The 14,709-nt window shown below is 55.3% G+C and carries 12 protein-coding genes and 1 pseudogene; 7 read left to right on the forward strand and 6 right to left on the reverse strand.

Going from position 1 to position 14,709, the window contains the following annotated elements:
- Positions 1-424 precede the first annotated feature (424 nt).
- The 4 genes from WCI03_09605 to WCI03_09620 all read left to right on the forward strand — a co-directional run bounded on the left by WCI03_09605 (position 425) and on the right by WCI03_09620 (position 4,838).
- Positions 425-928 carry a ferritin-like domain-containing protein gene (locus WCI03_09605; protein ID MEI8140109.1) on the forward strand — a complete coding sequence of 168 codons (504 nt, stop codon included), beginning with the start codon at positions 425-427 and terminating at the stop codon, positions 926-928.
- Between the two features lie 6 nt (positions 929-934).
- Entirely contained in the window at positions 935-2,512 is a 1,578-nt protein-coding gene (locus WCI03_09610; GenBank protein MEI8140110.1) for a glycosyltransferase family 39 protein, read from the forward strand.
- Positions 2,513-2,584: 72 nt separating this feature from the next.
- On the forward strand, positions 2,585-3,697 hold the full coding sequence (locus WCI03_09615) for an LptF/LptG family permease (GenBank protein MEI8140111.1): 1,113 nt from the start codon (positions 2,585-2,587) through the stop codon (positions 3,695-3,697).
- Positions 3,666-4,838 carry a phosphatase PAP2 family protein gene (locus WCI03_09620; protein ID MEI8140112.1) on the forward strand — a complete coding sequence of 391 codons (1,173 nt, stop codon included), beginning with the start codon at positions 3,666-3,668 and terminating at the stop codon, positions 4,836-4,838. The genes WCI03_09615 and WCI03_09620 overlap by 32 nt, the downstream gene beginning before the upstream one ends.
- On the opposite strand, the gene bioD is transcribed toward WCI03_09620, so the two are convergent.
- Together bioD and WCI03_09630 are read right to left on the reverse strand one after the other, a co-directional pair.
- Entirely contained in the window at positions 4,835-5,482 is a 648-nt protein-coding gene (bioD, locus tag WCI03_09625; GenBank protein MEI8140113.1) for a dethiobiotin synthase, read from the reverse strand. The genes WCI03_09620 and bioD overlap by 4 nt on opposite strands.
- A 130-nt stretch (positions 5,483-5,612) precedes the next feature.
- Positions 5,613-5,888: a GIY-YIG nuclease family protein gene (locus tag WCI03_09630; GenBank protein MEI8140114.1), complete on the reverse strand. Its 276-nt coding sequence runs from the start codon at positions 5,886-5,888 to the stop codon at positions 5,613-5,615.
- Between the two features lie 125 nt (positions 5,889-6,013).
- Here WCI03_09630 and mfd point away from each other — a divergent pair, with 125 nt between their 5' ends.
- Both mfd and WCI03_09640 read left to right on the forward strand, forming a co-directional pair.
- Positions 6,014-9,370, forward strand: coding sequence for a transcription-repair coupling factor (gene mfd / locus WCI03_09635; protein ID MEI8140115.1), 3,357 nt, complete (start codon positions 6,014-6,016; stop codon positions 9,368-9,370).
- 74 nt (positions 9,371-9,444) lie between these two features.
- On the forward strand, positions 9,445-10,866 hold the full coding sequence (locus WCI03_09640; GenBank protein ID MEI8140116.1) for a hypothetical protein: 1,422 nt from the start codon (positions 9,445-9,447) through the stop codon (positions 10,864-10,866).
- A 3-nt stretch (positions 10,867-10,869) separates the two neighbouring features.
- Here WCI03_09640 and WCI03_09645 read toward each other — a convergent pair whose 3' ends face one another.
- From WCI03_09645 to rlmB, 4 genes and pseudogenes are all read right to left on the reverse strand, one after another.
- Entirely contained in the window at positions 10,870-11,085 is a 216-nt protein-coding gene (locus WCI03_09645) for a hypothetical protein (protein ID MEI8140117.1), read from the reverse strand.
- Between the two features lie 14 nt (positions 11,086-11,099).
- A pseudogene (locus WCI03_09650) lies at positions 11,100-11,342 on the reverse strand (DNA polymerase IV).
- A 32-nt stretch (positions 11,343-11,374) separates the two neighbouring features.
- Positions 11,375-12,505, reverse strand: coding sequence for a serine/threonine-protein kinase (locus WCI03_09655; protein ID MEI8140118.1), 1,131 nt, complete (start codon positions 12,503-12,505; stop codon positions 11,375-11,377).
- Between the two features lie 2 nt (positions 12,506-12,507).
- A complete protein-coding gene (gene rlmB, locus WCI03_09660; protein ID MEI8140119.1) occupies positions 12,508-13,272 on the reverse strand; it encodes a 23S rRNA (guanosine(2251)-2'-O)-methyltransferase RlmB in 765 nt (254 codons plus the stop codon).
- Positions 13,273-13,429: 157 nt separating this feature from the next.
- On the opposite strand from rlmB, the gene WCI03_09665 reads away from it, so the two are divergent.
- Positions 13,430-14,707 (forward strand): adenylosuccinate synthase, encoded by a 1,278-nt coding sequence (locus WCI03_09665; GenBank protein MEI8140120.1) that lies wholly within the window; start codon positions 13,430-13,432, stop codon positions 14,705-14,707.
- The last annotated feature ends 2 nt before the right edge of the window (positions 14,708-14,709 follow it).

Genomic DNA, 14,709 nt, shown 5'->3' on the forward strand with positions numbered 1-14,709 from the left:
GGTGGCGGTTAAGAGTGCGTTTAAGTGTGAGTTCCACACTTCCTCGCCACCCTTAACCGGATACCCTTAACCGACCCGCTTACACGATTCCTCCTGACACTCCAACTTCGTCGGTAACTTAGTCGCTAACTTCGTCGATGTCTTCCCCGACAAAGTTAGCGATTAAGTTAGCGACGAAGGAGTTCGACCGGTAGAGGGGCCAGGGCGAGGGGTTTCCGGAGATCAGGACAACTGCAGGGATTCCTGAATTTCAAGCCGGCATCTTTTCATCGCGGCAATAGCGGCGCTGGTTTTTTCACGAGTAGCGGTTTCGCCTGGGGATGATCCACAAAGCAGAGTTGACGCTCTTCCGAAACCGCATTACTGTTTGAGTAATCGATAGGTAGGACGAGTCTCTCAAATCAATTCAACACAGGAGGACACCATGGGTACCGCAGGAAGACAGATCGTTGGCAAGGATGTGGATAAAATCATCGCCATGCTGAATAAGCTGTATTGCGATGAATGGCTGGCCTATTACCAGTATTGGCTTGGCGCAAAGGTTGTGAAGGGACCGATGAAGGATGCCGTGATGGCGGAACTGACCCAGCACGCCGCGGATGAACTCCGCCATGCCGGACTGGACGCTGACCGGATCATCCAACTCGGAGGAACACCGGCGCTCAGCCCTGAAGTCTGGCTAAAACTGACCAACTGCGGCTATGATGCCCCCAAGGACCCCTACGTCAAGGTCATCCTCGACCAGAATATCAGCGGCGAACAATGCGCCATCAAGCATTACAATGAACTGCTCAAGTTCAGCAGAGACAGGGATCCAGTGACCTATAATATGGTTCTTCAAATTCTTCAGGACGAGGTGACGCACGAGGAAGACTTGCAGAATCTCATGGAGGATATGGTGATGATGGTTAAGCGGGGCCTGAAATAAGCGCTGATGTTGACCATAGATCACCCTTTTTCACGATGGATCCGGGGCTGGGCGGGCATCCTGCTCGCCGCCCTGGCCATTTTAATCCTCCGTATCGCCTACCTCATCTGGATATGTCCTTACGACCTGGTTCCGGATGAGGCCCAGTACTGGGACTGGTCCCGCCGCCTCGATTGGTCGTATTACAGCAAAGGCCCGACCGTGGCGTGGCTCATCGCACCCAGTGTGCATTTTTTTGGAAACATAGAATGGGCGGTACGGCTTCCGGCCGCCCTGGCGTCGTTTGCGGCCAGCCTGATATTGGCGCGCTTTGCCCTCTCGACCTCAGCGGGCAATATCCGGACAGCCTGGTACGTCTTTCTATTGTTCAATCTCATTCCGGTGTATCAGGGGACTGCCCAATTCATGACCACAGACGGGCCTTACTATGTCTGCTGGATCACGGCGGCCTATGTCGGCTGGCTCATGGCGAAAAGGCGCACCCCCTCTACTGCCTGGTTTTTCCTGTTCGGGTCGATCATAGGCATTGGCATGCTATGTAAATACACCATGCTGCTGGCATTGCCCGGGGTCCTGTTCTACCTGTTCCGCCATGGGGTTCAATCCTGGAAGCTGCGACTTACCGCCCTGCTCGCCGTTCTCGCCGGAATCTTATTGTTCTCAATGCCCATCTACATCTGGAATGTCCAACGGGGCTGGCCCACTCTAGCCCATCTGATAGGAGCCACCCGACTGCCTGGTGGAGATGCCCCCGCCCATAGTGGCTGGCCCTACAACCCGCTCTGGACGCTCTCTTATTTCATCTATCCCCTGGCGATCCTCGCCCCTCCTGCGGCCTTCCTTCTGTTCAGGGCCATGCGCGAAGCCTTCAAGCCGCAACATGTCCACTCGGAACTCCGGAACATCATGTCTTACGCACTGCATACTGCCGCCCCCATTCTGGCCTTCTACCTGCTGATTTCCTCACGCACCGATGTCAAATTGAACTGGCCGGCGGCAGGATTTACGATTTTCCTTATTCCCGTGGCCGGCTATCTGGCGGCTCATCGCGCCGGTGACGCCATCAACCGAAAGCTGTGGGGCTGGACCGTTGGGATCGGGCTCGTCAGCCTCCTGTTTATTGCACTGGGAAAATATCCCATAGCCGCCATCAACGGGTCTGAAATTCTGGGCATCAAAGTCAACACCCAGCCCATGCTTAAGCGCATCACGGGATTCAAGGCCATTGTAGAGAGCGCCGAACGCGCCGCCGCAGAACTGAAAAAGGACACAGGTCAGGAGCCGTTCTATATCGTGTCAACCTATGGGCGAGCCGCTTTGCTGGCATTCTATGCCAAAGGCCATCCCCGGGTTTGCAGTGCTGACAGTTATATGGGCGGCAGGGAATCCTCGTACGATTACTTTCCAGACACGGATCTCGGTAATCCGCAGTTGCTGGGTCGCCCCGCCATCCTGCTGGATAACGAGAAGTGGGTTTGGGAGAAGGCGCTTTACTTTCAGCTGATTGAACGCTCCCGTTTTTACGGTCGAGTCTACTTTGCCTACGAGTATCGCGGCCCCTGGCGCGAACCCCATACAAAGTAACCCGCCTTCCGCGTTGACTTCGCCCCCTCTCCACCAGTATAAGAACGGAACCTTTTGAGGAGATTTCCCGACTTGCGCATTGTTTCACGATACGTTCGCGACAGTTATCTGGTCACCTTCGTGATGACCTTGCTCGTACTGACATTTGTCATGTGCGTCATGGTGCTTTTCCGCATTGCGGATGCCATCGCCATGGGCGGCTCGATTTACCTGATCGGGAAGATTTTTCTCGCCGGGCTCCCCTCCGCCGTCGGCTTCTCCATTCCCTTCAGCATCATCACGGCAGCGCTTCTCACCTTCGGCAAACTATCGGCCAACGGCGAAATAACAGCCATGAAAAGCAGCGGCATCCGGATGTTGCAGATCATGAGACAACCCATTCTCTTTGCCGTCCTGATGTCGGCGGTATGCCTCTATCTCAATGCCGAATTGATCCCGGAAAGTTATCATATGCGCCGTGATGCCCTGAGGCAGTTGGGGCTGGAATCCCCCCTGCAATTGATTGAGGAAGGCCGCCCCATCCGTGATTTCCCGGGCATGACCTTCTATATCGGCAGCAAGCGTGACAATAAAATCGAAGACATCATCATTTATCAGGCTCCGCAAAAAAATTCGCCTGCCCGCGAGATCCGTGCCCGCTCCGGCGTGGTCTCCACAGCAGAAGACAACAAGAGCATCCTGGTTGATCTGTATGATGTGCGGATTGACCCCTTTTACGAAGATCGACCGGGAGCAGGAACGGCCAGCCATTTCCCTTATTCCATTGATCTTTCTCGCCTGACGGGTGCTGATAACCCGAAAAAGGTGAAACGAAAAAGCGACATGTCCTTGCTGGAAATCACAGACATCCGTGGCAATCTTAAAAATTCCTATCCGGAAATGAATAACGAAGCCCTGGCCAAACAAGACATGGCGCTCAAAGTGGAATTCAACAAACGGATCGTGATGGCCATTTCCTGCTTTGTTTTCGTCCTGCTCGGCGCTCCGCTTGCCACCAAAACCCATCGGCAGGAAACCACGATCGGTATCGGCATCAGTCTGGGCCTCATTTTCTCCTTCTATCTTTTCGTTATTGTAGCCGAAACTCTGACCAAGTATCCCTGGACCCAGCCTCATTTGATATTATGGATACCCGTAGTACTGGCCACCGGTCTTGGCCTATTCCTCATCAACCGCTGTGATTGATACTCCCTCATCCCGTTATCGCAGACTATGGATCCCCGATCTGGCGTGGATCCTTCTTCTTACCTTGCTTGCGGTAGTTCCATTTTTGACGCCCGGGACAGACCTCAAAATATTGTCCTGGTTTTATCACCCGGGACTCCCTCATGCCTGGCCTCTTGAATTCAACGGTTTCTTCCGTTTTCTTTACACTTTCGGAACCCTCCCTGCCCTCATCACAGCACTGGCAGGTTTGGGATTTCTCGTCGTGGCCCGATATCGGCCCTCCTTAACACCCTGGCGTCGTCATGCGGTTTTCATCTTTCTGACACTGGTCATCGGCCCCGGGTTCCTTGTCAACACGGTCTTCAAGGATCATTGGGGGCGGCCCCGGCCCAAAATGGTTTCGGAATTCGGCGGACGGATGGAATACCAGTGTTTCCACGAAAAGGGCATGAGTGGTCGTGGCAAATCCTTCCCCTGCGGCCACAGTTCAATGGGATATTATTTCATCGTGCTCTATTTTCTAGCACGTCGCCGGAAAAAGCTCATCCGGTTCTCCCTTCTGGCCGGGATCATGATCTACGGCACTGTGATTGGAATAGCCCGTATGGCTGCGGGGGCACATTTCGCCTCCGACGTACTCTGGTCAGCGGTCTTCCCCTGCCTTACCGCTTGGGCGCTCTATTACTTTGTCTTGAATATCCCTTTTCATGAAGATTACCCGGCAGTCACACGTGAAAAATCAATTTGGCGATCCAAATGGTTGCTTTGGTTGGCCCCACCACTTGGCCTTGCAACGATCGGGGCCGTCCTGCTTAGCACGCCCTCGTTTGCAGAGCTTGACTATAAGGAAGTGATTCCAAAAGGGAGTAATCCCATCGTGGAGTTGGTTGTCGCTAAACCCGGCCACCCCTATCCTGATTTTTGCATTATTGATCAGAAGACATCCGCAACTCATTCGGATCGTATTATCATAACGGGCGAAATACAGGGCTTTGGGTGGCCTTGGAATCACATTCGACATAGCGCCATCTGGAGCCGAACCAACGGAGTGGATCTATTTCGTTTCACCTGCATCCCTAAAGGCCAGTTCTCAGAACTGGATGGCCGCCTCACGATTGAAGTCCCCTCCGGCACCCAAATCCATCTCATTCAGCCCTAGCGTTCATACCGGATAGAAGCCAAGACCTTTACGCTTCCCATCCGTTCAATCGCACGGAGGTTATCATCCTCAATCTGGCCCCATCGCCCCGGGGCAGATTGATTCAAGACCACGCCTAAGACATGGAGACGGGCTTCTCTCAGGACTCTCAATGAAAGCAGCACATGATTGATCGTACCTAACCCGGGACGGGCCACCAGCAAGACAGGGAGCTGCAGTCGCACCATGAGATCCAGCATGGTTTCCTTCTGATTCAAAGGAACCAGTACTCCTCCTGCGCCCTCAATAATCACCCCATCATACTTGTGACTTAAACGGCGGAAGGCATTTTCAATACAACTGAGCGAAATACGCGTACCGGCCAGTTGGGCCGCCAAATGAGGGGAACAGGCAGGTTTGAAACAATAGGGAGCCATATCAGCCTGCTCGGCAGCAGAAATTCGCATTCCGCCAGCCTTAAGCGACGTCATCAAGTCCGGTGCCATCAAGGTGCCCTTCCGCAAATGACACCCAGTCTGAACCGGTTTCATCGGGGCCACATTCCTGCCCGCCGCCCTGAATCCAGCCAGAATACCTGCAGCCACAAAGGTCTTCCCCACCCCGGTATCCGTTCCTGTGATAAATATCCCTCGTTGCAAATTCATGGCGTGAGAGTATAGGAGGGCCAAGCTGCGCTTTCAGTAAAAAAGTTACTGAGCCATGACGAAGGGACTTGGATCCAGCCAAACGCCGCCGTTTGAGTATTCAATAATTACCAGGGGATCCACGCGTGAATTACCCTGCATACCGTGCGAATTCCCGCTTCTCCGGGGCGGTCATATGTTTGATCCGGTATTCCGCCTGTGAGGCGGCGGAGCGACTGGGAAATTCAATCACTGTGAGGATTTTTTCGGGGGGATGAGCACGCGTGTAACGGGCTCCTGTGCCTTTTTGGTGGGCGGCGAAACGGGCGGCGACATCCACGGCAATACCGGTGTAAATACTCTTATCCTCACATTCAATGAGATAGAGGAACCAAGGCTTCCGTGCTTTTTTCAATACCTTCGCCATATCGTAACTGTGCCTGATGCGCGCTCGAATGGCAAGCTATCCGGGGCGCACAGCGGCGAGACGCCGCTGCCACTTTAGGCGGGACTTCTTTTGACCGCCCTATTCTCTTCCGGTATGATTTGGGAATGAGTATTTTTCTTTGGCACAAGGATATTGAAGCCCGCCTGCAATCGCGGTTGGCGGATGCCTTTGCCCAGGCTCACCTCATCCACATTCCCGATATCCCCGCCGCTGCCGAAGCCTGGATGGTGTGGGAACTCGCACGATGGTCCCATGCCACAGTCCTCTGGATCGCGGATGGGCCCCGCTCACTGGAATGGATGGCACGCGACCTGCAATCCCTGACCCCTCCCGACACAGCCCCCCCGCTTGTCTTCCCGAGCTGGGAAGTACTCCCCACCAACACCGCCACGATGCCGGATCTGGGCATCATGGGTGCCCGACTGGATACCCTGACCTCACTGGCCCCGGGTGAACCCCGCGTCATTGCCACCTGCGCCCAGGCCCTCATGGAACGTACCTTGTCACGAGAGGCATTCATGGCCCATACCCGAATCCTGAAAACAGGCGACGAAGTTGACCCCACGGAATTAACCACCCACCTGGAGCAAAGCGGGTATTCCTTCTCGGCTGAAGTCCAGTTCCAGGGAGATGCCGCGCTCCGCGGAGGCATCCTTGATATCTGGCCCCTGACCAGCCCCTGGCCAATCCGCATCGAGTTCTTTGGCTCGACCGTTGAGTCGCTCCGGACCTTTGATCCAGCTGAGCAACGGTCGCTGGCACCCGTGACGGAAGCCCTACTTCCTCCCGCCAGCGAATGGAAACTCCTGCGATCCAAGGCGGAGAATCGCGCTTTTCTTTTTGACCACCTTCGAGCCCGGCCTGGCTCCCTGTTGACAAACACGCCATCACTCCAAGACGGCTCGGCAGGGACGCCTCGCCCTACCGACATCATCGTTATCTGGGCTGATAAGGATTCCATACTGGCTCACACAGCCACCTATGAGGAGGCTGTTCGTGAAGCCAAAGCCAGTGCCTTTGTTGAACGGCTCGCCGCCATGGAGGCCGCCCTGCTGGCGCGCTCCGCCTTACGGCAGGTCTTCATGGGCTCGCGACCGGATGAGCCCTGCCCCCTGCTCGCTCTTGATTTTCAACCCGTGGAGCCCATCCCCTCCATTACCGGGCGGCACGTCCTGCATCCGGACGCCATTGAGACCAGTCGTCGCAAGTTTCTCACAGCCACCGCCGCCAGCCTTGTCAACGGTACCCAAACGGCGTTCTTCTTTGACAGTGAAGGCACCCACACCCGTTTTGAAGACGTTTACGGAGCCATCTTCAAGGAGGCCAAGCCCGACATCATCATGGCGCCACTGACTGGTGGATTCGCCAGTACTGAGTTCAATCTGATGGTCGTGGCTGAACCGGATCTCTATGGCCGCAAAATTCAGCGGAAACGCCTTCCCTCCCGCAAGACACAGGCCGGTGGTGGCACCCGGATTACGGACTGGACGGATATGGAGCCGGGCAATCTGGTGGTGCATATTGATCACGGGGTTGGCCGCTACCTCGGCTTGCACGAAATCACCATGGGCAATCAGCTTCAGGAAGCCTTGGCCATCGAGTATGCCGAGGGAGCCAAACTTTATGTCCCCGTTTCCCATGCCCATCTTCTGACCCGTTATGTGGGCGTGGGCAAACACACGACTCCGCTGCACCAACTTGGCGGCAAACGCTGGATCCATGAAAAACTTGCGGCTCAGCATGCCGTGCAGGATATGGCCTCATCCCTGCTCGAAATTCAGGCGGCGCGCGATTCCCAGGAAGGCTTTGCCTTTCCCCCTGACAACCCCTGGCAACACGAACTGGAGGCCTCGTTCCCGTATCAGGAAACCGATGACCAGGAATCGGCCATCCGCGAAGCAAAAAAAGATATGGAGTCCAAGCGCCCCATGGATCGACTCCTGTGCGGTGATGCCGGGTACGGCAAAACCGAAGTGGCCATACGCCTCGCCTTCAAAGCCGTTATGTCGGGCAAACAGGTTGCCGTCCTGGTCCCCACCACCATCCTGGCCCAGCAACATTTCCAGACCTTCTCGGAACGTATGGCACCCTTTCCCATCCGGATCGAAATGCTCAGTCGCTTCTGCACCCGCGGGGAATGCACCCGAGTGATTCAAGGTCTGGCTGAAGGCAAGGTAGATATTGTAATCGGCACCCACGCCCTGATACAGCCCACCATCGTGTTCAAGGATCTCGGACTGGTGGTTATTGATGAAGAACAAAAGTTCGGCGTCCTCCATAAGGAACGTTTCAAACACATCCGCCGGCTGGTGGATGTCCTGACCCTCACCGCCACTCCGATCCCCCGCACACTTTATATGAGCATGACGGGGGCCCGTGATTTGAGCACTATCCAGACGCCGCCCCAGGAACGACTGGCCGTCGAAACCATCGTCACGCCTGACTCCGATGCGGTGATACGTGAGGCTATCCTGCGTGAGCTGAACCGGGAAGGCCAGGTCTTCTTCCTGCATAACCGGGTACACAGTATTGAACGACTGCGCGAGCGGATTCAGCACCTGGTGCCCGAGGCCCGGATCGGGGTCGGTCACGGCCAGATGGCCGCGGGTGCCCTGGAGGAAGTGATGAGGGACTTCGCCCAGGGAGAATTTGACGTCCTCCTCTGCACCACCATTATTGAAAGCGGACTGGATATTCCCAATGCCAACACCATTCTGATTGACCGCGCGGATCGTTTCGGACTGGCCGAACTCTATCAATTACGGGGCCGCGTGGGGCGATCCAAGCACAAAGCTTATGCCTATATGCTATTGCCGACGCAGGCCCATGTAGATCCCACCGCGCGGAAACGCATCCAAGCCATCAAGCAATACTCCGGCGCTGGCACGGGCTTCCGGCTGGCGATGCGTGATCTGGAGATCCGGGGCGCGGGAAATCTACTGGGGGCCAGTCAGAGCGGTCACATCGCCGCCGTCGGCTTCGGCCTCTATTGCCAACTCCTGCGCCATACCATCGCCCAGAAAAAAGGCGAGCCCCTGCCGCCTGTCATTGATGTCGATATCATCCTCGACTTTCTTAGCCTGTCTCCTTCTGACACCGGGGCCAACCACTCTGCCATCATCCCGGCCACTTATATTGAGGATGAACGCTTGCGGGTGGGCATGTACCGGCGTATTGCTGAAACGGGGTTTGTTAAGGAAGTACGTGCCTTGCGCAACAGCTTCCGCGATCGTTTTGGCCCGATCCCGGCTGAATGTGAGCGGCTTCTCAAACTCGCTGAAATCCGCATTCTGGCGGCAGGGAAAAAGATTAAATCCATCGAAGTCGAGGATGCCAAGATCATGCTCAAGCGCCATAACGACTACCTGATGCTGCCGGGTGGGCGATTCCCCCGCCTGAAATCAACCTCCCCGGATGACCGGCTGGATGAAATCCGCAGTTACATCAGGAAATTAGAGTGACTCTTCTTGTATCCGTGGCCAATTTTATGGCAAGCTTCAAACCCCATGCAAAACCATACGAAAGAATGATGAATATGAACCACAGTATGCCTTTTCTGAGACTCTCCCTACTTACCCTCCTCCTAACCGCAGGTTCAGCCCGCGCTGAAAATATCACCGCCGTTCGTTATGGAGGCGATGAGCGGGCACGCTGGGAATATTTCGACCATATCCCGAGCAAGGTGGATGTGCCAGCCTACAGCCGTGGTGGCGAAAATGACTACTTCAGATTCCGAACCCGGCTCTGGACTGAACTCGACATTCTTCCCTCCGTCACAGCCAAAGCCAGGGTCGTGAATGAAGTCCGTTCATGGGTCTATCCCGACATGTCCCAGAAACCCCAACGCTCCTCGTCGGAGTGGCCGGACGAGTTTGTTTTCGATAATCTTTACCTGGAAGCCCGGGATCTTCTCGACAAGACGGTGGATATTCGCGCCGGCCGCCAGGAACTCCAGTACGGGAATGGCCGGGTTATGCTTGACGGCACCCCTGGCGACGGATCTCGTACACTGTATTTCAATGCCGCCAAGGCGACGGTCAAATCGATTCCCGATTCCCAATTGGATCTCTTCGGCATCTATAATCCACCTGAAGACCAGTTAGCCATCAATGGCGCGCAGCGCGACTTATCGGCTTTTGCCAGGGCCCCGGAGGGCGTCACAGAAAGTGGTGCCGGAATGTATCTTAAAAATTCCACCCTCAAGACCCTGCCCCTTGAGGCGTACTTGATTTTCAAGCGGGAAAGCGCCTATGACCAACCCGTAAAACCGGATGCTAGCGGAAAGTTTGCAACCCCCACCTATGCGTGGCAAACCCTGGACACCTCTGCCAAAGTATTACGGAACCCTGACAATGACATCGAAACGGCGGGCTTCCGGTTGATGCCGGTGTTCAACGACACCCTGACCGGAAATCTGGAAGTTGCCGGTCAATATGGACAACATGGCGACACGGACATGCACGGTTATATGGTGGATGCCTACCTGGCGCAGAAGTTCGCCTCAGCTCCCGCCACGCCCGTTCTTAAAGGAGGTGTTTACCTACTCTCCGGCGACGACCCGAATACGGCCACAGATGAGGGATGGAATCCCCTTTGGGCGCGTTGTCCGCAAAGCAGCGAACTGCTCGTCTTCGCTTATGACGCAGAACAATCCGCGTTCCGGTGGTCGAACCTGATCAACCCCAATCTCAGCCTCTCCATCACCCCGACCAAACGGACAAAAACCACCGCCACAATCCATTATCTGGCAGCTATGGAGGCGGATGGAAACGGGGGCGGCCGTGAACGCGGATGGATGGGTCAGTTAAGGCAGGACTTCACACTGGCCGAAAACGCCCTTCGTCCGAAGGACAAATTGACAACTTATTTTCTACTTGAATGCCTGGAGCCCGGAAACTACTACAAAAATACCGATACCGCTGTTTTCGCCCGGTGGGAAATTCTTTACGCATTCTAAAAACTAACCCTGTCTCCTTTTTTCAGTGTATTTTCCTCGCTTGATCGCGTCACTGCCAAAGGATTGGCGCAAGGCATCCACAACCTGATCCAGCTTCTTGTTCCGGCTATCCTGCGCCTTGCTGGCCAGATCGTCAAAAAGCTCCTGCTGGGCCGGGACGGCCTGATCCGGGGCCACCAGATTGGATACCCCGAAACCCACCAACCGGATAGGTCGCACGATATGTTCGTTCGAATGGCCATAATTTGACTAGAAATTTCGGCATACCGATCCATCCGGGGTGGCACAAAGATGGCATGAGGACAGAGTTTGCCGGCCGTGCGCGATGGCATGGCGGAATGGATCCCAAACCGGCGGGCTTCATAGGAGCAGGTTGCAACCACCCCGCGCTGATCAGGTGGAGAGCCGACGACCAAGGGTAGCCCCCGCCACTCAGGATGATCCAGCGCCTCAATAGCCGCATAGAAAGCGTCCATATCCACATGCAGAATGGTTAGAAGTGGAGTGTTCACTTCACGATTTTCGTCAGGTAGGACTCCAATTCACGCCCGTATTCCGAATCTTTGCCGGCATAAACCAATTGTTTGTGAACGTGCAGCAAGCCATCCGGGCCGGAATCCACTTCGCTAACGGAACTGAACCGATCCGCCGGGTTGGGTGCCAGCATTTTGCGCAAGGTGTGAACAAAACGCTCATTCTGGCGAACATAGTCAGGAAGGAGGCCTGGCAACCTCTCTGCCAGTGTCCGTTTGAACCGCAATAATTCATCTTCATCCATCGCCGGATCACAAATGGATTCGCCCCGGAGCATTTCAAGACACACAAGTCCGGCACTGAAAATATCCGATTGAACCTGGGGCGACTTCCGTTCATGAATCTCCGGGGCCATATAGATGGGGGTTCCCAACAACCAATTGGATTTTTCCCCGATCAGGACTGCCCGCCCGAAATCCACCAATTTCACATAGCCTAACCGGTCGATCATGACGTTGCCGGGCTTGATATCACAATGAACAAATCCCGCTGAATTCAAGGCTTCCATCCCGCGCAGCATCATCCGCATAATATAGATGGCAACCCCGGGCTGCACAAAAATCTTACGTCCACCAAGCCTGAAAATCACATCCGTAAAACGAGCCCACTCATTAGGAGTACTTCGCAAACGTGCCGTCGAGAGGTGAGCCCCATCCAGAAACTGCTTCATATCCACGCCATCTATTCCATCCATCTGGAGGTAGCCGATCCCGCAGGTTTCCTCATAATTGTCGCGGGAGACAAGATTGGGGCTCTGCATGGCCTGAAGCCGCGAGGTTTGAACCGCGATACGGCCCATATCAGTCCAATATAATTCAGGATTCGGATAATTACCCGGGTCGAATAATTTGATGGCATGCCGGGTCACACAGCCCCGGGCACCCTGCCGCAGAGCCAGGAATACGATCCCCTGCCGTCCGCGCCCCAACTCCTTTATGAATTGATAGGAGGCGGGGTAGTAAATGGCTTTAGCCCGGATGATGGCTTCGTAGTTTTCCCGCAATTGCTCAAGCGTCATAGGGGAAAACGTTCCGGACACCTGCGGCAAATACATGGATTGCGCGGCAACATCCAAAACAGTATCCGACATTTCAGTATCATTCATAATTATATTGCGGCCTGCCCTTGCCGGCGGCGAACTTCAAACATCGCGATGGCGGCAGCCACGGCCGCATTGAGTGAGCCCACATGGCCCCGCATCGGCAGCCGGATCACGACATCACAGGTTTCGCGGATCAATTTACCCAGGCCTTCCTCTTCACTCCCCACGACCACCCCGATGGGGCCCGTCAAATCGGCCTCCTCGTAGGACACGGCTTCACTGCTACCTTCAAGTCCCACCAGCCGCACCCCCTCCTCTTTGAGGGTCAACATCGCCTGGTGTAAATTCACCACCTGTGCCACCGGCACATACTCGGTGGCACCGGCCGAAGCCCGTACGACCGCCGGGGTCACTGAAACCGCCCGATGCCGCGCAATAACCACCCCATTCACACCGGCGGCATCCGCCGAACGGATCATGGAACCCAGATTCTGGGGATCCTGCACATGATCCACCAATAACATCAGCAACGGTAATTTGCGCAGTTTTGACTCTTCTATCAAATCCGCAAGCTCAGCATAGGGATATTCCGCAACCATGGCGGCCACCCCCTGATGATTCCCTCCACGGCAAAGCCGATCCAACTCGAACAGTGCCATCGACTGAATCTCCAAGGAGCGTTTTTCGGCCAGCTTGAGAAGTTGCACAATGGCGGCCGAGGATTGACGGACATTATTCGCCATCAATAGCCGCTTCACGTCGCGACGCCCGGCTCTCAACAATTCACATACGGGCTGCCGCCCATAAACAATCTCTGGTTCATTTGACATGGCGCAAGGATACACAGAGCCCATTCAGAAAACAATAGCAAGCCCAGCAGACAGCAGGGCAGGATTCCGGAAAATTACTCCCCTACAAAGCTTGCTGATCTAATATATTTTTGATATACCACCGCCTTCATCCGCCGTGAACTGAAAGGATTATCGAATGCCGAATACATTGCTGATAGGGGCCCAGTGGGGCGACGAGGGTAAGGGTAAAATTGTCGATTTTTTAAGTCTTGATGCCGATGTTGTCGTCCGCTACCAGGGCGGCAGCAATGCCGGGCATACGATTGAGATCGGAGCCGAACGGTATGTTCTGCATCTGGTTCCCTCCGGCATCCTCTATCCGGATAAAACCTGTGTGATTGGTAATGGACTTGTCATTGACCCCATCGCACTTGTAAATGAAATCAAAGATCTCGAGCAGCGCGGCATCAAAACCGCAGGGCGCCTCCACGTCAGTGACCGGGCCCATGCCGTCATTCCCTATCACAAGGCCCTCGACGCCGCCCGTGAGAACCGGCTTTCCGCTGGCTCTAAAATCGGCACCACCCAACGCGGAATCGGCCCGGCCTATTCCGACAAGGCCACTCGATCCGGTATCCGGATGGGCGACCTGCTGGATAAAAATCTTGAAGTCCGGCTCACCGAACGGCTGGCCGAAAAGAATGAGCAGCTGGTCGCACTGGGCGCCGCCACGCTCGACATCCAAAAGGTTTTAGCTGAGGTTCGTGAAGCGGCCGCCTTTCTGGCCCCCTATATCACCGATACCGTCAAATTGCTGAATGACGCCCATAAGGCCAAAAAGGAAATCCTGTTTGAGGGTGCGCAGGGAACGATGTTGGACATCGACTTCGGGACCTACCCGTTTGTCACCTCCTCCAATCCCACCAGTGGCGGTGCTTGCGTCGGTACCGGCCTTCCGCCCCGCGCCATCGAACGAGTTCTGGGTGTGATCAAGGCCTACACCACCCGTGTTGGTGAAGGCCCCTTCCCTACCGAGTTGCTGGATGACACCGGCGAAGGCCTCCGTAAGCGGGGCCGTGAATTCGGAGCCACTACCGGGCGCCCCCGCCGTTGCGGCTGGTTTGATGCCGTGGTCGCGCGGTATTCCGCCATGGTCAATGGCGTGGATTTCTGGGCCATTACCAAACTTGATGTGCTGGACGAAATGGAGACTATCAAGATTTGCGTGGCTTACGAATGTGACGGCAAGCGCTACGAAACCGTTCCCGCCTGCATCTCCACACTTGAGCGTTGCAAGCCCATCTACAAGGAATTTCCCGGCTGGATGGCACCTACAAGCGGCATCAAGTCGTATGACGAGTTGCCCGTCAAGGCGAAGGAATACGTACAGGCCCTGTGTGATATCAGCGGCGTCCCCATGGGCGTCCTGTCGGTGAGCCCGAAACGGCACAGCACTTTCCGCGTGGCAATCTAACG

It is taken from the genome of bacterium (assembly GCA_037143175.1).
Taxonomy (GTDB): Bacteria; Verrucomicrobiota; Kiritimatiellia; order CAIKKV01; family CAITUY01; genus JAABPW01.